General features: G+C 61.1%; 13 protein-coding genes. 8 read left to right on the top strand and 5 right to left on the bottom strand.

The window, feature by feature from the left end; all coding sequences use genetic code 11:
* Positions 1-22 precede the first annotated feature (22 nt).
* Complete coding sequence (locus HYI44_RS27245) at positions 23-2,242, top strand: LTA synthase family protein (RefSeq protein ID WP_225570997.1); 2,220 nt, start codon at positions 23-25, stop codon at positions 2,240-2,242.
* A 31-nt stretch (positions 2,243-2,273) separates the two neighbouring features.
* Here HYI44_RS27245 and HYI44_RS27240 read toward each other — a convergent pair whose 3' ends face one another.
* Complete coding sequence (locus HYI44_RS27240; protein WP_225570996.1) at positions 2,274-3,401, bottom strand: sensor domain-containing diguanylate cyclase; 1,128 nt, start codon at positions 3,399-3,401, stop codon at positions 2,274-2,276.
* Positions 3,402-3,548: 147 nt separating this feature from the next.
* Entirely contained in the window at positions 3,549-4,580 is a 1,032-nt protein-coding gene (locus tag HYI44_RS27235; protein ID WP_205896102.1) for a GlxA family transcriptional regulator, read from the bottom strand.
* 116 nt (positions 4,581-4,696) lie between these two features.
* Here HYI44_RS27235 and HYI44_RS27230 point away from each other — a divergent pair, with 116 nt between their 5' ends.
* The 6 genes from HYI44_RS27230 (at position 4,697) to katG (ending at position 11,994) form a co-directional block, all read left to right on the top strand.
* Positions 4,697-5,746 (top strand): ABC transporter substrate-binding protein, encoded by a 1,050-nt coding sequence (locus HYI44_RS27230; RefSeq protein ID WP_122840346.1) that lies wholly within the window; start codon positions 4,697-4,699, stop codon positions 5,744-5,746.
* Positions 5,747-5,761: 15 nt separating this feature from the next.
* Entirely contained in the window at positions 5,762-6,829 is a 1,068-nt protein-coding gene (locus HYI44_RS27225) for an ABC transporter ATP-binding protein (protein ID WP_225570995.1), read from the top strand.
* A complete protein-coding gene (locus tag HYI44_RS27220; protein ID WP_122840344.1) occupies positions 6,826-7,668 on the top strand; it encodes an ABC transporter permease in 843 nt (280 codons plus the stop codon). Before HYI44_RS27225 ends, HYI44_RS27220 begins: the two co-directional genes overlap by 4 nt.
* Positions 7,665-8,453: an ABC transporter permease gene (locus HYI44_RS27215; protein WP_122840343.1), complete on the top strand. Its 789-nt coding sequence runs from the start codon at positions 7,665-7,667 to the stop codon at positions 8,451-8,453. Before HYI44_RS27220 ends, HYI44_RS27215 begins: the two co-directional genes overlap by 4 nt.
* Before the next feature lie 38 nt (positions 8,454-8,491).
* A complete protein-coding gene (locus HYI44_RS27210) occupies positions 8,492-9,505 on the top strand; it encodes a proline racemase family protein (RefSeq protein ID WP_122840342.1) in 1,014 nt (337 codons plus the stop codon).
* Positions 9,506-9,735: 230 nt separating this feature from the next.
* Positions 9,736-11,994 carry a catalase/peroxidase HPI gene (gene katG / locus HYI44_RS27205; protein WP_225570994.1) on the top strand — a complete coding sequence of 753 codons (2,259 nt, stop codon included), beginning with the start codon at positions 9,736-9,738 and terminating at the stop codon, positions 11,992-11,994.
* 354 nt (positions 11,995-12,348) lie between these two features.
* On the opposite strand, the gene HYI44_RS27200 is transcribed toward katG, so the two are convergent.
* Together HYI44_RS27200 and mqo are read right to left on the bottom strand one after the other, a co-directional pair.
* Positions 12,349-12,555, bottom strand: a complete 207-nt coding sequence (locus HYI44_RS27200) for a DUF6124 family protein (protein ID WP_263869092.1) — start codon at positions 12,553-12,555, stop codon at positions 12,349-12,351.
* A gap of 462 nt (positions 12,556-13,017) precedes the next feature.
* Positions 13,018-14,667: a malate dehydrogenase (quinone) gene (gene mqo / locus HYI44_RS27195; protein ID WP_045057376.1), complete on the bottom strand. Its 1,650-nt coding sequence runs from the start codon at positions 14,665-14,667 to the stop codon at positions 13,018-13,020.
* Positions 14,668-15,052: 385 nt separating this feature from the next.
* Between mqo and ilvD the strand changes: the two genes are divergently transcribed.
* A complete protein-coding gene (gene ilvD / locus HYI44_RS27190; protein ID WP_225570993.1) occupies positions 15,053-16,735 on the top strand; it encodes a dihydroxy-acid dehydratase in 1,683 nt (560 codons plus the stop codon).
* A gap of 121 nt (positions 16,736-16,856) precedes the next feature.
* Here ilvD and HYI44_RS27185 read toward each other — a convergent pair whose 3' ends face one another.
* Positions 16,857-18,284, bottom strand: a complete 1,428-nt coding sequence (locus tag HYI44_RS27185) for an aldehyde dehydrogenase family protein (RefSeq protein ID WP_225570992.1) — start codon at positions 18,282-18,284, stop codon at positions 16,857-16,859.
* Positions 18,285-18,288: the final 4 nt, after the last annotated feature.

The following is an 18,288-nucleotide window of genomic DNA, read 5'->3' as shown; positions in this document are numbered from 1 at the left end:
GTGTGACGATTTAGTGGCTGGAATGTATTTTGTGAACAAACTCCGTCTCGGGTTGCAGCAACCCTACGCGCGCCTTATTGCCCTGGTCGGCCTGGTGTTGGTCGTGCCCCTGTGCCTGCGCGCAGCACTGGGCTGGTCAAATCCCCACGGATATTTGTCGGACCTGGCCATCGGCAGCCTGCTGCTGGTGCTGTTACATCGTCGGCCCTGGTGGCTGGCACTGCCGGTGTTGCTGGCATGGGGCTTCCTGACGGTGGCCAGCGCCGAGCTGGTCAGTGCCGTTGGCCGGTTGCCCAACGTGTCGGATGTGCATTACCTGATCGACCCGCAGTTCCTGGAAAATTCCACCGGTGGCGGCTTCGCCCAGCCCTGGCTGGCAGCCGCGTTGCTGGTCGCACTGGGCGTATGGTTGCTCAGCCACTGCCTGGCGCCCTCGACCCCCTCGCCGTCCCTGCCCCGTCATGCCTGGAGCGCTCCGCTGCTGCTGCTTATCGCCCACTGGGGGGCGCAGCACTTGCAGCCTACCGATGCCGATCAGTGGCGGGTCTACAACCTGCCCCATCAATTGATGGCCGCTGGCATGGGCAACGTGCAGATGACGGTGGAGGAATGGCTGGAGGGCGACGTCGTCGACGTGCCGCCGCAGATGGCTGGCCTGGTCCAACTCGACCTGGACGGCCAGCGGCTGCTGGCCGGCCGCGGACAGGCGCGTAATGTGCTGGTCATCGCCCTGGAAGGCATTCCCGGTGCCTACATCGGGGCCAATCGCGAAGCGTTGCACAGCAGCTATCAGGAGGACCTGATGCCGCGACTCAGTCGCTGGGCGCAACGCGGCATGAACACCCCTGACTACGTGCTGCACAGCCACCAGACCATCCGTGGCCTTTACGCCATGCTCTGCGGTGACTACGACAAACTCGACAACGGCACGCCCAAAGGCGTCGAGATGCTCGCCCAAAGCGCGCGCAACCAGGACTGCCTGCCGGCACAGCTGCGCAAGAACGGCTTTGCCACGCATTACCTCCAAGGTGCCGGCCTGCGCTTCATGGCCAAAGACAAGATCATGCCGCACATCGGCTTTGACACGACCCTGGGCCTTGAATGGTTCACCAACGCATCGTACCTGGACTTCCCGTGGGGCAAGGACGACAAGGCCTTCTTCGAAGGTGCGCTGGACTATGTCGGCCAGCTCAAGAAACAAAAACAACCGTGGATGCTGACCCTGCTCACCGTCGGCACCCACCAGCCCTATTCCGCCCCCGAAGACTACCTGCAACGCTACGACACCCCCAAGCAGGCAGCGGTCGGTTACCTGGATGACGCCCTCGACCAGTTCCTCAGCGACCTGGAGCGCCAGGGCGTGCTCAAGGACACCCTGGTGGTGATCACCTCCGACGAGTCCCATGGCATCGATGGCGTGCGCCTCGCTTCATCATGGGGGTTCAACCTGACCCTCGCACCGGATCAGACGCAGTTGCCACACATCAAACCCGGGGTGTACGGGCATGTGGACTTGAGTACGTCGATCCTCGACTACTTCGCCCTGCCCGTGCCGGCCACCCTGAGCGGCCGCTCGCTGTTTCGCGACTACGCCACCGGGCGCGAGATCATGTCCTACACCAACGGCAACCTGCGTTATCACGATGGCCAGGGTACGTTCACCGAGTGCGATTTCCAGCAACGCTGCCGGTACTACGCCAGTGAAGGCTTCATCGCCGAGCGGGCGAAGCTGCTCGGCCAATACGGCGGCCAGCGTGCCCGGCAGATTGCTGCGCGCGCCACGGCCCTGGATCAAAGCCTGATGCAGACACCGCTGAACCAGCGTTATCAGTTCGGCAGCCCGGCAAGCATTCCGCTGCAGGCACAAATCAAGGATGACTGGGCCGACAACCTCATCGGCGCGCAATACCTGGAAATGCCCAAGGGCTCGCACACCCGGGTGCGCCTGACCGTACGCTCGGTCGACAGCCAGGACAATGCCTACATCCTGCTCAAGACCAAGGAATTCGAACGGGACGTTCAGGTAGGGTTGCCGGCTGAAATGCTGGTCACCGCCGACCAGCCGCTGGAGATGGACTTCAGCTTCGACAATCCCGAGTCGCGCAAGGCTTTTTCTTTCCACTTGCTGGGGTACGGCACGGGCGCCGTCGAGGTCAGTGACTTCAGCGTGATTACCGAATTGCCGGGGCAGGAAGAACCGGTCGGCGAAACCCTTGATGATGATACGGCGGAGTCGAGCTGAGTGACGGGTGCGCGGTTTGAGCAGCCTTGCGTTACTCCGACACCGCCACCTGGTTACGCCCTCGCGCCTTGGCACGGTACAACGCCTTGTCCGCGTTGTTCATCAGGCTGTGCAAATCATGATCCTCGCTCCCCATCGACGCGACCCCCAGGCTGGCCGTGATGCAGTGCACCGGCCCGGTCATCGACCCTGCGATCGAGCGCGTGACCTGCTCTGCAATATCCAGCGCCACCTCGATGCAAGTGTCGGGCAACAACACCGCGAACTCCTCACCACCCAAGCGTCCATACACATCCGTAGGCCGGAACGACTTGCTGATCACCACCCCCATCTGCCGCAACACCTGGTCCCCGACCTGATGGCCATAGGTGTCATTGATGTGTTTGAAATGATCCATGTCCAGCATTACCACGCACAGTGGCAATCGGTGATTCATGCAGTGGCTGTACAACTGCTGCGCTTGCTCGAAGAACGCACGCCGATTGTTCAATCCGGTGAGCTCGTCGGTCTGCGCGGCGCGGGTGGAAATGCTGTGCGCCTGTTCCATTTCCCGGGTCAGGCGAAAGGCAGTTTCCAGCGCCTGGGACAACTTGCGGGTCGCGCCTGCCACAAAAGAGGCAAAGACCAGCACCGCCAGGGCCATGCCCACCTGAATCGTTGACGACTGGAACAACAGCCAGACAGTACAGGGCAGCAACACCAGCGCTATCGACGCCAGGGTCATGTGGCTATAGGACGAATAGCAGGACACGGCGCTGACCGACATCCCCACCGCGAACAACATGACCAGCGCCTGGGACAACAGGTCGTTCGTGGGCATCACCGCCAGGGCCCCGGCACCCCAGATGCCTGCCGACAGGACCAGCGTCAGCCAGTACATGAGTTCCCAACGTTGCGGGGTACGTTCCAGGTCAGGGCTGCGAAAATAGGCGATGAACATTCCCAGGCGTAATAATGACGACACCGACAACAAGGCGATCCAGGAAAAAACCACGTTGTGATCCAGGTTGTCCCAGCACAGCCAGCACAGCATGAGAGCGGCCAGGTAACTGCCAAATACCGCAGACACCGATTGGTGAAACAACTGATGCAACCGGTCCGAGCGCACCTGATCGGCGATCTGCGTCTGCTGGTCGTACCGAGGCCCAATTCGATCCATGTGATCCGCCTGATCATGCTGCCGGTAAAAACGCGATTGTGGCACCCCGCCACTAACGCCCGCTATTGAATAACACTCATTTGCGAAGAAAATTCGTTGTGGGAGCTAGCTCGCTCTTACAGGTTCAACGTTCAATATTGTAGTGCATCAACCGGCTTGTCCCTGACGCTGGAACTGACGCGGTGATAAACCAAAGCGCGTGCGAAACTCCCGTGAAAAATGCGCGCCATCGGCGAACCCGCAGTCCATGGCAATTTGCGTGATGCTGCTGTGACTGTTGAGCAGTAACCAGCTGCCGTATTCCACCCGCAACGAGCGCTGGAATTCCATGGGCGAAATGCCCAGCGACTGTTGGAACGCGCGCGTCAGCTGCCGGCGCCCAAGGCCGACATAGCGCGCGATGGCGTCCAGCGTGGGCAGGCTGTCCATGCGTTGCTCGATATAGTGAGCGGCCTGGCGCACCCGCTCATCCTTGATGTCCGCCAGGTTCGCATAGAAATGCGCCTGGGGCTGACGACCCTGCCGAATCCCCTGCAACATCATATGCCGCACGGCCTGCTGGGCTTTTTCGCGCCCGCAGTGGCGCGCTACCAGGTACAAGCCCAGGTCGATCGCCGCCGTTGAACCGGCGCAGGTAATCAAATCTCCCTCGTCGATGAACAGATGGTCCACCGCTGCTGGCGTTTTCGGAAACCGCGCGCGAAACGCGTCCAGCACGTTCCAGTGCACACAGACCGAGCGGTTTCCTACCACGCCTGCCTGGGCGAGTGCGAAGGTGCCGGTGCAGATGCCCAGTAATCGGGTGCGGCTGTTTGCTGCGCGCTGCAACCAGTCCCGCAAATGCCCCGGCAAATGGGTATTGGGGTAATCATTGCCACCGCAGATGGCAATGTAGTCGAACTGGTCCAGGTCCTGCTCCAGTGCGCCGGCAACCTCCAGCGTGATCCCGGCGCTGGAGGTTCGGGGCAAGCCGTCAACGCTCATCACACGCCAGGCAGTATGGATCTGCCGACTCGCGCCGCCGATATCTGCAGACAACCGCAGCACATCCACAAATCCGGAGAACGCCGCCAGGGTGAACTGGTCGAGCAACACCAGTCCCACCGACAACTGCGGGCGAGTGTTCGCCTGCGCGTCGGTGCCGCTCGATACATGGCAATCATGAAGATTCTGAGTCATTTTGGGCATGACCCAACTATTCAACTTTAAGACCCCGGTGTGCAAGCGCTCGTATCGACGTTACGAGCAAGATGCAGACAAGGGGAACAGCACGACTACGCCCCAGAGGACATGAGATGAGAACAATAAACCGCACTAAAATCACAGTCGCGCTATCGCTGGCGGGCTGCATCTCCTCGCAAGGCGCCATGGCGGATCAGCAAAAACTGACCGTCGCGTTGTACGGCGGCAACTGGGGAGACGCGTTCCTCAATTGTGTTGCAGAACCTTTCACCAAAGCCACCGGCATTGCCGTGGCAGCGGAAGTCGGCACCTCGACCACGACACTCGCCAAGCTTCAACAGCAAAAATCCAGCCCCACCATCGACGTCGCGTGGATGGATGGCGGCATCAGCGAGCTCGCTTACGCGGCAGGCGTGATCGCCGACCTCGACCCGGCAGCCATTCCCAACCTGAAAAACGTCGAGGAAAAAGGACTGTACTCCGAAGCGGGCCATACCTTCGCTGTCAGCAGCGGCTTCTACTCTTTGGGCCTGACCTACAACACCCGGGAAATCAAAGAGGCACCGACCAGCTGGAAGGACTTGTGGAAGCCCGAGTACGCCGGTGCGATAGCGTTGCCCTCGCCCGCCAATTCTTCCGGGGTGCCCTTCGTGTTCTTCATGGCCGATGTCTGGGGTATCGATCGCGCCGATCTGGCACCTCTTTACAGCAAGCTGGGGGCACTGGACACCGCGCTGTTCTTCGACAGTTCGGGCGCCGCTACCAACGCTTTCCAGAGTGGCGAAGCGATCATCGGCGCGCACTTCAACGTCGGTGCCTGGGACTTGATCGACAAGGGAGCCCCCATCGGCTTCACCATTCCCAAGGAGGGCGCATGGGCGACCGACGCGCGCCTGCACCTGATCAAGGGCGCGCGCAACACCAAGGCCGGTGAGCAATTCATCAATACCGCATTGACCCAGGAAGCGGCGTCCTGCCTGGCCGGCAAGCTGTACCTGGGCCCGGCGGTGAAAGGCGTGGAAGTCTCGCAGGAGGTCGCCCGCAAGTTGCCATGGGGCGCAGGCGGATCGATCAAGGACCTGCGCCTGTTCGACTGGGCGCAGATCAACGCCCAGCGCGCCAGTGTCACCAACGACTGGAACCGCAAAGTCACCGCCAAATAGCTCAAGAGGTCTGCAATGTCAGTTTTATTGAGCATCGACAGCGTCTGCAAGAACTTTGGGCCTTACCAGGCATTGGACAATATCAACCTGGACATCGAGCAGGGCGAGTTCATCGTCCTGCTGGGTCCCAGCGGCTGTGGCAAGACCACCCTGCTGCGCTCGATCGCCGGCTTCATGCAGCCTGATTCCGGGAGCATTGCGATCGACGGCCAGGACGTCAGTCGCCTGCCACCCTACCGTCGGCCACTGAACACGGTCTTTCAGAACTACGCGCTGTTTCCGCACATGACCGTGCTGGAAAACGTCGCCTACGGCCCACGACGCCAAGGCGTAAACCGTGGCGAAGCCCGCGAACGGGCTCGTGAAGCGCTGGCGCTGGTGGGCCTCGAAGCGCTGGGCGATCGTTACCCAAGCGGCATGTCCGGCGGCCAGCAGCAGCGGGTTGCATTGGCCCGGGCCATCGTTAACAAACCGAAATTGCTGTTGCTCGACGAACCGCTCTCGGCGCTGGACATGAAACTGCGCAAACGCATGCAGCTGGAGCTCAAGCATCTGCAAGCGAAGTTGGGGATTGCGTTTATTTTCGTCACCCATGACCAGGAAGAGGCGATGACCATTGCCGATCGTATCGTGGTGATGAATGCCGGCCGCATCGAACAAACCGGCACCAGCAGCGCCATCTACAGCGCACCGGCTTCGCGTTTCGTCGCTGACTTTATCGGCGAAGCCAATCTCATCGACTACCAGGTCACCGGCAACGATGAAATACGCCTGGGCATCCGCAACCAACCGCTGGCGCGCAACACCAGTGCCATCCCGTCACAAGGCGTGGCCGTGCTGCGCCCCGAACATTTGCAGGTGCTGGAAACAGCTGCTGCCGAGACGCCCGGCTGCCACGAAATCCACGGCACCGTCAGCGACGTCGTTACCGTCGGCAGCCATACGCTGATCCATGCCCTGATTGACGGGCAGATGATCATCGCGCGCACCATGGGCTTTCCAGGGCCGCACATGGTTGCCGGCAGCACGGTGCGCCTGGGCTTCAACCCCGCTCATCTGCACCTGATCGGGGAGTCGGTATGAAACGCAAGACGCTCGCCCCGCTGCTGATGCTCTTTGCAGCCCTGGCATTTTTCGCGGCGTTCTTTCTTGCGCCGTTTGCCGTGGTGATCTTCGCCAGCTTCACCCAGGGCGCGGACCAGGCCTTTACCCTCGATCACTATATTCGGGTGTTGGGCGATCAGTACCATTGGGACGTTATCCTGGTGACCTTCCGCATCGCCGCGCTGACCACCCTGGTGTCTTTGCTGCTCGGGTATCCGCTGGCCTGGTACCTGGTGCGTGTCGTGAAGTGGCGGGCCTGGCGGCGCGCCTGTGTGATCCTGCTGGTGGTGCCGATGTTCACCAGCAACATCGTCCGCTCGTTCGGCTGGATGGTGCTGCTGGGGCGCAAGGGCCTGGTGAACCAGAGCCTGATGGACACTGGCCTGATCGACACTCCAGTACGGTTTCTGGGCACCGAGCTGGGCATCCTGATCGGCATGGTCTACATCCTCCTGCCATTCATCGTGCTCGCGGCAGGCAATGCCCTGGCGCAGGTCGACCCGGCCTACGAGCAAGCTTCCGAAGATCTCGGCGCCAGTCCCCGGGCCACGTTTTTCCACGTGGTACTGCCACTGACCATGCCTGGCATCATCTCCGGCTCGATCATGGTGTTCACCCTGGCAGCCAGTGCCTATGTCACCCCGGCACTGCTGTCGGGCGGCAGGATCTCGGTGCTGTCGATGTTGATTTTCCAGCAATACAGCTCGGTATTCGACTTCAACTACGGCGGCGCCCTGAGCGTGGTGCTGCTGATCTTCACCCTGGTCATGGTCGGCCTTGCCGGTCGGGTTGGCAGTGTCAGAGGGAGCAATCAATGATCACGCGAATGCTGGTTCGCCTGGTGGCCTGGGCAGTGCTCGGCTACATGCTGCTGCCCCTGGTGGTGATCATGGGCGTGTCCTTTACCGCCTCGTCTTTCCTCGCATTCCCGCCTCAAGGCTGGACGCTGGATTGGTACGCCAAGATGCTCAGCGACCCAAGCTACGTGGCCTCGTTTGCCACCAGTACGGTCCTGGCATTGGTCGCGACCTGTGTTGCAGTGCTGCTCAGCGTGCCGGCGGCCCTGGCGATTGCGCGTTACGAGTTCGCCGGTAAACAGGCGATCCTGGCTGCCCTGACGTCACCGCTGGTGTTCCCGCATATCGTGCTCGGCGCAGCGCTGCTGCAGTTTGGTGGCTACTTCGGTTTGACCCGCAGCTTCCTCGCGCTGCTGATCGGCCACACCATCATCATCTCGCCCTTCGTGTTGCGCTCGGTGCTGTCGATGCTGACGCCTGAGCAACGTGCGCTGGAGGAAGCGTCCAGTGACCTGGGCGGTACCCCTTGGGCAACCTTCTTTCTGGTGGTGCTGCCACAGATCCGGCCCGGGATCGTCACCGGGTCGATCTTTGCCTTCATCTCGTCGTGGATCAACGTTGAGCTGTCGATCTTCAACACGACCCCGGACCTGAACACCATACCGGTGAAGCTTTTCAACTATGTGCAGTACACCGTCGACCCAACCATTGCCGCCGCCTCAGGGGCAACCATCGTCGTGGTCGTCATCGCCGTCATCATTCTGGACCTGTGTATCGGTCTCGATCTTTTGTCAGAACGCAAATAAACCCCCACCCCTACATCCCGCAAGCCAGGAGTTCAGTCATGCGTATGCAAGACACGTTCGATGTCATCTATACCCATACCGAAGGTGAACCACTGTGCATCGTGCACAGCGGCATCCCCTACCCCGCAGGTTCCACCATTCTGGCCAAGCGTGCCTTTCTTGAGCAGAACTACGATTGGCTGCGCAAGGCGCTGATGCAGGAGCCTCGCGGCCACAAGGACATGTTCGGCGTCTTCCTCACCCCGCCTTCGAGCAGTGAATTCGACGCCGGCCTGATCTACATGGACGGCAGTGTGTATTCGCACATGTGCGGGCACGGCACGATTGCCGTCAGCATGGCGATGGTTGCCCTGGGCCTGGTCCCACGCGGCGCCGATGGCATCACCAAAATTCGCTTTGAGACCACCGCAGGTCTGGTCGTTGCGGAAGTGGCCTCGGAAGGCGAAAACGTCCTGTGGACCCGCTTCGAAAACGTACCGGCTTACGTGGCGGCCCAGGACATACCCGTGCACCTGCCCGGGTATGGCGACCTCAAGGCAGACCTGGTCTGGGGCGGTAATTACTTCGGCATCATCGACCTGACCCAGTGCGACCTGCGCATCAGCCCGGAGAATGGCAGCGAATTGTCGCGCCTTGGCCTGCTGGCCCGGGACCAGATCCAGAAACAACTCAAGATCCAGCACCCCACCGAGGCGCACATCAACGACCTCAACTTCATCACGTTCTGGCACCCGGCAACCATCGACGGAGCGTTCTACAAGAACGTCCACGTGTTCAGCGCTGGCCAACTCGACCGCTCACCAGGCGGCACGGGCACCAGCGCGATGATGGCGATGTTCGAAGCCCGGGGCAAACTCGGGTTGAACCAGCCGATCCTGTCTGAAGGCTTGCTGGGCAGCGGCACGTTCGAAGGCTGCCTGTTGGGTGAAGTCGACCTCAACGGTACCCGTGCGGTGCGCCCGACCGTCAAGGGCACCGCGAGCATCCTGGGGACCTCGCGCTGGGTCATCGAGCGCAATGATCCGGTCGGTGCCGGTTTCGTCGTTAACTGACCACTGCCCGCGCCCGGCGCACCACGCCGGGCATGCCCCTCTGCGGCGCGCGCATCCTCGCAACCGCCCGACACCCTGTGTAAAAGACTTTCCCTATCGTCCCCTAACACTCCACCTATTAGCTGAGTACCCAACTCGGGTCTACCCTTAGGGCTGCTCTGGCGCCACAAGCTGGCCGTGCCCACAGGGCGCGGATAGCCCGGATGATCACGACCAAAGGTAGCTCACACATGGCAAATGAATCGAAATGCCCGTTCAATCACGCCGCTGGCGGTGGCACGACGAACCGCGACTGGTGGCCCAACCAACTGAACCTGAAGATCCTGCACCAGCATTCGTCCCTGTCCGATCCGCTGGACGAGGGCTTTGACTATGCCCAGGCATTCAAGAGCCTGGACTTCCAGGCACTCAAGCAAGACCTGCGCGCGCTGATGACCGATTCGCAAGACTGGTGGCCGGCGGACTTCGGGCACTACGGACCGCTGTTCATCCGCATGGCCTGGCACAGCGCGGGCACCTATCGCACCGCTGATGGTCGTGGCGGAGCGGGCTCTGGGCAGCAACGTTTTGCCCCGCTCAACAGCTGGCCGGACAACGTCAGCCTGGACAAGGCCCGCCGCCTGCTGTGGCCGATCAAGCAAAAGTACGGGCGCAACATTTCCTGGGCTGACCTGATTGTCCTCACCGGCAACGTTGCGCTGGAATCCATGGGCTTCAAGACCTTTGGTTTCTCCGGCGGCCGTGCGGATGTCTGGGAGCCGGATGAAGACGTCTACTGGGGCTCGGAGAACAAGTGGCTGGCGGGTGACACTCGCTACGATCAAGGCCATAAGGAACCCATGCAGGAACCCGGCGAAGGCCCGCTGGTTGCCGAGCCCGGAGAAAATGAAGACAGCCGGGTCGAACCCGGTCGCCACCTGGAAAAACCCCTGGCCGCCGTACAAATGGGCCTCATCTACGTCAATCCCGAAGGCCCGGAAGGCGAGCCTGACCCGGTCAAGTCGGCCCTGGATATTCGCGAAACCTTCGGCCGCATGGCCATGAACGATGAAGAAACCGTCGCGCTGATCGCCGGTGGCCATGCGTTCGGCAAAACCCACGGCGCCGGGCCTGCGGACAATGTTGGCGCGGAACCGGAAGCGGCGGGCCTTGAGGAACAAGGTTTCGGCTGGAAAAACAGCTTCGGTACCGGCAAAGGCCCGGACACCATCACCAGCGGCCTGGAAGTGACCTGGACCACCACGCCCACCCAATGGAGCAACAACTACCTGGAAAACCTCTTTGGCTTCGACTGGGAACTCACCAAAAGCCCGGCCGGCGCGCACCAATGGACGCCAAAGAACGGCGCGGGCGCCGGCATCATTCCCGATGCCCACGACCCGAACAAACGCCGCAACCCAACCATGCTCACCTCGGACCTGGCGCTGCGTTTCGATCCTATCTACGAACCCATTTCCCGACGGTTCCTGGAGAATCCCGACCAACTCGCCGACGCCTTCGCCCGCGCCTGGTTCAAGTTGATCCATCGCGACATGGGCCCGCTTTCACGCTACCTGGGCCCGGAAATGCCCAGCGAAGAACTGCTGTGGCAGGACCCGATCCCCGAAGTCGACCACGAGTTGATCAACGACAGCGACGTCACCGCACTCAAGGGCAAGCTCCTGGCCAGCGGCCTGTCCGTCTCGCAACTGGTTTCAACCGCGTGGGCGGCGGCTTCGACATTCCGCGGCTCCGACAAACGCGGCGGTGCCAACGGCGCACGCCTGCGCCTGGAGCCGCAGAAATCCTGGCAGGCCAACCAGCCGGAGCAACTGGACAGCGTGCTGGCCAAACTTGAAAGCATCCGGAACGAGTTCAGCAACGGGGGCAAGAAAGTCTCGCTGGCGGACCTGATCGTGTTGGCGGGCAACGCCGGCGTCGAACAGGCGGCCAAAAATGCCGGGGTCACCCTCACCGTGCCCTTCACTCCGGGCAGGACCGATGCCACCCAGGAACAGACCGACGTCGAGTCCTTTGCCTTCCTCGAACCTGTCGCCGATGGCTTTCGCAACTTCCTCAAGACCCGCTACACCGTACCGGCCGAAGCACTGCTGATCGACAAGGCCCAACTGCTGACCCTCACGGCCCCGGAAATGACCGCGTTGATTGGCGGCCTGCGGGTGCTGAACACCAACGTCGGGCAGACCCGGCACGGTGTATTCACCCAACGGCCGGAAGCCTTGACCAACGACTTCTTCACCAACCTGCTGGACATGGGCGTGGAATGGAAACCCACCTCGGACGACGCGCAGGAGTTTGAGGGACGTGACCGCAAGACGGGCCAGGTGAAATGGACCGGGACGCGTGTGGACCTGGTGTTTGGATCGAATGCGCAGTTGCGGGCGCTTGCCGAAGTCTATGCGAGCAGCGACAGCCAGGAAAAATTCGTCAAGGACTTCGTTGCGGCGTGGACCAAGGTGATGAATCTGGATCGGTTTGATGTGAAATAAGCCTGAGCCCTGAAACGCAAACGCCTCCCGCTGGAGGCGTTTTGCTTTACAGCACGAAGGCTACACCGGCGAGATTGTGGCCAGAGCGCCGATCAGCACCGTCAGTACGAGAAAACCACCGAGGAAAATCGCCATCTTGCCCATGAGGGTGCTCCTGCCTGTTCAATATGCAGTTATTGTGAGCCGCAGACTGTTTGCATTACAGATGCAGATGGCGATGAAAAATACGGATCAGCGCACAGCCTGAACCCGCGCTTCATCCTTCATCATCAGGGGCACCGCAGAATCCAGCTAAGCCCGCTGACCACTTCGGTTCAGCAGGCTTATTTTCGCTAGGCCTTCCAGGACCTTCGGCTATTTCTCAAGTTCAAGTTCATCTAACAACCGATCCACCGACAATTCTGCCAACGAAATCATCTGTAGAATGCCCAATGCCAAATTGCATTTCGGACCGCTGAGGAGAAAAGCCAACTCACTGGCCATGACGCCGGCCGAGGCCAGGGTTTCACAGGCGTGGGCTAGTAAAGTTTCAGTGTTTACACCAGGGGCGATGATAAACATTGGAGGAGCACAGCGTTTTGCCATGGCTGGCTTACGGGATTCAAACGCTGAATCGATTTCTGTGTGACCATCCGTTTGCGGAGGATATAGGGGTTTCTTTGATCATGTGGAACTCCTATGACATGAGTTCCTCTTCACCCGCTACCACGCAAAGTGAGGAGGCGACTGTACACAGGGTGGTAGACCGGTCATAGGAACCCGGCAGGCCGAAGCCTCCCATGCACAGCCGCCACAAAGCAGCCAGCATAAAAAACGCCCTGAGGCGTTCTGGGTCTATGAAACAACCGGGCTACCACACCCGTCCGCTGAATTTGCAGCGGCAGAGCAAGGTTAGCGATGAGGCTTGCGAAGTGCAAGCGCCGTGGTTGGAACCCTCCATGCTGGCGATCCTCCCATAACAACACCCACAAAAAAGCCCGCTGACCGTCACCGGTTCAGCGGGCTCTGCAACAGCGCTTCTACTTACAAAGCCATGTCACTTGCAGCGTTAGCCTTCGGAGCAGCCTTCTCGGCATCAGCCGGAGCAGCCACCGGTGCCGCTACCTGACCCATCGCCGGCGGCGGAGTCAGTTGCAGTACCTTGGCGGTATAGGCCCACTCTTCAGCCACTTTCTCAGGGCTGCCGTTCAACTGGGTGCCGTAGCTCGGCACGATCTGGTGCAGTTTTTCCTGCCAGGCCGGGGAAGCGACCTTGTCCTTGAACACCTTCTGCAGCACGGTCAGCATGATCGGCGCGGCAGTCGATGCACCTGGGGAGGCGCCCAGCAGGCCGGCGATGGAGCCGTCTTGCGAAGCCACGATCTCGGTGCCCAGCTTCAGCACGCCACCGGCGGCTTCGTCACGCTTGATGATTTGCACGCGCTGGCCGGCTTGCCACAGGCGCCAGTCTTCAGCCTTGGCGTTCGGGAAGTATTCCTTCAGGGCGTTGAGGCGGTCTTCGTCCGACAGCATCAACTGGCCGGCGAGGTACTCGACCAGCGGGTATTCCTTGATGCCGACCTTGGTCATTGGCCACACGTTATGCGTGGTGGTGGTGGTCAGCAGGTCCAGGTACGAACCTTCTTTCAGGAACTTGGTGCTGAAGGTCGCGAATGGGCCAAACAGGATGACGCGCTTGCCGTCCAGGACACGTGTGTCCAGGTGCGGAACCGACATCGGTGGTGCGCCAACGGAGGCTTTGCCGTAGGCCTTGGCCAAGTGTTGCTCGGCGATGGTCGGGTTCTCGGTCACCAGGAACGAGCCGCCAACCGGGAAGCCTGCATACTCCTTGGCTTCAGGAATACCCGACTTCTGCAGCAGGTGCAGGGCACCGCCGCCAGCGCCGATGAAGACGAACTTGGCGTCGGTTTCGAACTTGCTGCCGTCTTTCAGGTTTTTGTAGCTGACGCGCCAGGTACCGTCTTCGTTCCTGGTGATGTCCTGCACTTCGCTGGACAGCTTCAAGTCGAATTTAGGGGTGGTCTGCAGGTGCGCGACGAACTGGCGAGTAATTTCGCCGAAGTTGACGTCGGTACCGATCGGCGACCAGGTGGCGGCAACTTTCTGTTTCGGGTCACGCCCTTCCATCATCAGCGGCACCCACTTGCTGATCACAGCCGGGTCTTCGGAGTACTGCATGCCGGCGAACAGCGGGCTCGCTTGCAGGGCCTCGTAACGCTTTTTGAGGAAGCTGATGTTGTCGTCGCCCCACACAAAGCTCATGTGTGGCGTGGAATTGATGAACGAACGCGGGTTCTTCAGCACGCCTTGCTGAACCTGCCAGGCCCAGAACTGACGGGAGATCTGAAACGCCTCGTTGATTTCAACGGCCTTGGGAATCGACACATTGCCCTTGTCGTCTTCCGGGGTGTAGTTCAACTCGGCCAGGGCGGAGTGACCGGTACCGGCGTTGTTCCAGCCGTTGGAGCTTTCCAGGGCCACGCCGTCCAGACGCTCGATCATTTCCATCGAGGTGCCGGGCTCCAGCTCGTTGAGCCAGACACCCAGGGTCGCGCTCATGATGCCGCCGCCGATCAGCAGCACATCGACTTTCTTTGCCTCTTCCGCTTGAGCGGACGTGATCCCCATCGACAAAGCCAGCCCCAGCAGGGCCGTGTTCATTTTCTTAAACATCTGTAGCACCTATGATAAAACGCCATCCGCCCTGCCATCCGCAGTCTCGGGCCCCGTGTTTCACGACAATCAGGCAGGATGTCGTGGGTGCTCGCGCCGCTGGATTGGAGGGTGGGCACACAAGGCCGATTGAGTGCATCGACCTCAGTTTATATGTCCCTACTGAACTGACTTTTTATCTTTATTGGCTTCAGCTGCTTGAGCGACAGTGATTCCGTTGGCGCGTCGCATGGACACGCAAACTGAATGGATCGAACCAAGTTACTGCAAAGAATATCACGTCAGGACAAACCCGCGCGTCTGTTCCCGACTCGTTGGTCCGGCTGCGGGCGTCGGGGCCACTATACTCAAGGTGTTTTTTCACCAGAGCCGGCGAGGCATCTAAATGAGCGACAAACCCGATTTGCGCAAATATTCGTCTCAGGTAGTTGACGGCGTGGAGCGCTCGCCGGGGCGCGCCATGCTGCGGGCGGTGGGTTTTACCGACGAGGATTTCGCCAAGCCGCAGATCGGCATTGCCTCGACCTGGGCCATGGTCACCCCTTGCAACATGCACATCGACAAGCTCGCGCGGGAGGCCGAACGCGGGGCGAATGCGGCGGGTGCCAAAGGGGTGATCTTCAACACCATCACCATCTCCGACGGCATCGCCAACGGCACCGAAGGCATGAAGTACTCATTGGTGTCGCGGGAGGTGATCGCCGACTCGATCGAAACGGTGGCCGGTTGCGAAGGCTTCGACGGACTGGTCACGGTCGGTGGCTGCGACAAAAACATGCCCGGCTGCCTGATCGGCATGGCACGCCTGAACCGCCCCTCGATCTTTGTGTATGGCGGCACCATTCGCCCGGGTGCCGGCCATACCGACATCATTTCCGTATTCGAAGCCGTGGGCCAGCATGCGCGCGGCGATATCAATGAGATCCAGGTCAAGCAAATCGAGGCAGTGGCCATTCCCGGCCCTGGCTCCTGCGGCGGCATGTACACGGCCAACACCATGGCTTCGGCCATCGAGGCCCTGGGCATGAGCCTTCCCGGTTCCAGCTCCCAGGATGCGGTAGGCACCGACAAGACGTCAGACAGCTTCCGCGCCGGGCAACAGGTCATGGAGTTGCTCAAGCTCGACCTCAAGCCGCGGGACATCATGACCCGCAAGGCCTTTGAAAACGCGATTCGCGTGGTGATCGCCCTCGCCGGCTCGACCAACGCCGTGTTGCACCTGCTGGCCATGGCCCACGCCGTGGACGTCGAGCTGAGGCTGGATGACTTCGCCGAGCTGGGCAAAGTGTCGCCGGTTGTGGCCGACCTGCGGCCCAGCGGCCAGTACATGATGAGCGAACTGGTAGCCATCGGCGGCATTCAGCCGCTGATGAAACGTATGCTGGACGCCGGCATGCTGCATGGCGATGTCATGACCGTGACCGGCAAGACACTGGCCGAGAACCTGCGCGATGTTGCCGATTACGTGGCCGGCCAGGACGTGATCCTGCCCTTCGACCAGCCGATCAAGAAGGACTCCCACCTGGTCGTGCTGCGCGGCAACCTGGCCCCCGATGGCGCGGTGGCCAAAATCACCGGCAAGGAGGGCCTGCGCTTTGCAGGCACTGCCCGGGTCTATCACGGCGAAGAAGGCGCGCTGGCGGGCATTCTCAACGGCGAGGTGCAGGCAGGCGATGTGATCGTGATTCGCTACGAAGGACCCAAGGGCGGGCCCGGCATGCGCGAAATGCTCTCGCCGACTTCGGCGGTCATGGGCAAGGGGCTGGGCAAGGAAGTAGCGCTGATCACCGATGGCCGCTTCTCTGGCGGCTCCCATGGCTTCGTGGTGGGCCATATCACCCCGGAGGCATTCGAGGGCGGGCCGATTGCGTTGATCGAGGATGGCGACCGAATTGTTATCGATGCCGAAACCCGGCAGATCACCGTGGAAGTTGCGGCGGCTGAATTGGCCAGGCGCAAGACGACTTGGCTGCGCCCGGAGGCCAGGTACAAGCGCGGGGTGTTGGCCAAATATGCCAAGACCGTGTCCAGCGCCTCGGAAGGCGCTGTGACGGATAAGTACCTCTGAGCGGAGTTGACGGCTGCTTGAACTATCGCCATCGCGAGCAGGCTCGCACCCACAGTGAACTCGCCAGGGTTCATCAGTGGGAGCGAGCCTGCTCGCGATGAGGCCTTTGAACCGAAAATGTCTAAGCGCCCGACTGGTAACCAAACATCGACTTCAACTCCAGGTATTCCTCGAGTCCGTGGACGCCCCACTCGCGGCCGTTGCCCGACTGCTTGTAGCCACCAAAGGGCGCGCCGTTGTCGGCCTTGCTGCCATTGAGGTGAACCATGCCGGTGCGCAGCCTTCGAGCAACCGAACGAGCCTGCTCCAGAGTGCCAGCGGTCACATACCCTGACAGTCCGTAAGGGCTGTCATTGGCGATCACCACAGCTTCGTCCTCGCTGTCGTATGGCATGATCACCAGCACCGGACCGAACACTTCCTCGCGAGCAATCGGCATGTCCGTGGTGACGTCGGCAAATACCGTGGGCCTCACGTAATACCCTTGGGTCACGCCAACCGGACGACCCACGCCACCACACACCAGGCGCGCGCCTTGATCCATCGCCCCGGCGATCATGGCCTGGACGCGCTCAAATTGCGCCAGGTTGGCCAGCGGCCCCATGGCGGTGGAGGGATTGCTGTCGTCGAAACAGATCTGGGCGGCGACAGCCCGGGCGATCTCCACGGCTTGTTGCTGCAAGTGGCGCGGGATCAGCAATCGCGTCGGTGCATTGCAGGACTGGCCGCTGTTACGAAAACAACTGCTGACACCGTGGCGCACAGCCGCCTCGATATCCGCATCGGCGAGTATCAAATTGGCCGACTTGCCGCCCAGTTCCTGGGACACGCGCTTGACCGAGTCCGCCGCGGCCTTGGCCACAGCAACCCCGGCACTTGTGGAACCGGTGAACGACACCATGTCGATATGCCGATGGCGGGCAATGCCGTCGCCGATGGTCGGGCCGTCGCCGTTAACCAGGTTGAACACCCCCTTCGGCACCCCGGCATGGTGAAGAATGTCGGCCAGCAGCATCGCCGACAGCGGCGCCCTTTCGCTGGGCTTGAGCACCAGGGTGCAGCCGGCCGCCAGTGCCGGGGCAATTTTGCAGGTCAGTTGGTTCAGCGGCCAGTTCCATGGGGTGATCAGGCCGCAGACGCCGATAGGCTCTCGACTGATCAGGGTGCTGCCATGGGGACGGTCGAAATCATAAGTGCGCAGCACTTCAAAAGCGCGTTGCAGATGTCCGAGGCCTGCGGGAACGTGGGCGCTGCGGGCCAGTGACAGCGGCGCGCCCATCTCCTTGTGCACCCATTCAGCCAAGGCTTCGCTCTGTGCTTCATAACCTTGAATGATCGCCGCGAGCAGTTCCAGGCGCTGTGCCCGCGACCACTGCGAGTAATCTGCAAACGCCTGCCTTGCCGCTGCCACCGCGTCATCGAGATCGGCCCGGGTACCCAGGCTGATCACCCCGACCGAGCGCTCGGTGGACGGGTCAATCACCTCCAGGGTAGAACCACCCTGCGGCTTGACCCACTGGCCATTGATATAGAAATCCAGGAAGTTCATGGCG

Origin of the sequence: Pseudomonas sp. Y24-6 (assembly GCF_020295325.1) — a bacterium.
Classification (GTDB): Bacteria; Pseudomonadota; Gammaproteobacteria; order Pseudomonadales; family Pseudomonadaceae; genus Aquipseudomonas; species Aquipseudomonas gregormendelii.
Note: the sequence above shows the minus strand (reverse complement) of the source record. Positions and strands in the feature narration are given on the sequence as shown.

Coding starts and splice junctions, on each gene's coding strand:
- HYI44_RS27245 (WP_225570997.1), top strand. CDS start 23: ATGTATTTTGTGAACAAACTCCGTCTCGGGTTGCAGCAACCCTACGCG.
- HYI44_RS27240 (WP_225570996.1), bottom strand. CDS start 3,401: ATGGATCGAATTGGGCCTCGGTACGACCAGCAGACGCAGATCGCCGAT.
- HYI44_RS27235 (WP_205896102.1), bottom strand. CDS start 4,580: ATGACTCAGAATCTTCATGATTGCCATGTATCGAGCGGCACCGACGCG.
- HYI44_RS27230 (WP_122840346.1), top strand. CDS start 4,697: ATGAGAACAATAAACCGCACTAAAATCACAGTCGCGCTATCGCTGGCG.
- HYI44_RS27225 (WP_225570995.1), top strand. CDS start 5,762: ATGTCAGTTTTATTGAGCATCGACAGCGTCTGCAAGAACTTTGGGCCT.
- HYI44_RS27220 (WP_122840344.1), top strand. CDS start 6,826: ATGAAACGCAAGACGCTCGCCCCGCTGCTGATGCTCTTTGCAGCCCTG.
- HYI44_RS27215 (WP_122840343.1), top strand. CDS start 7,665: ATGATCACGCGAATGCTGGTTCGCCTGGTGGCCTGGGCAGTGCTCGGC.
- HYI44_RS27210 (WP_122840342.1), top strand. CDS start 8,492: ATGCGTATGCAAGACACGTTCGATGTCATCTATACCCATACCGAAGGT.
- katG (WP_225570994.1), top strand. CDS start 9,736: ATGGCAAATGAATCGAAATGCCCGTTCAATCACGCCGCTGGCGGTGGC.
- HYI44_RS27200 (WP_263869092.1), bottom strand. CDS start 12,555: ATGTTTATCATCGCCCCTGGTGTAAACACTGAAACTTTACTAGCCCAC.
- mqo (WP_045057376.1), bottom strand. CDS start 14,667: ATGTTTAAGAAAATGAACACGGCCCTGCTGGGGCTGGCTTTGTCGATG.
- ilvD (WP_225570993.1), top strand. CDS start 15,053: ATGAGCGACAAACCCGATTTGCGCAAATATTCGTCTCAGGTAGTTGAC.
- HYI44_RS27185 (WP_225570992.1), bottom strand. CDS start 18,284: ATGAACTTCCTGGATTTCTATATCAATGGCCAGTGGGTCAAGCCGCAG.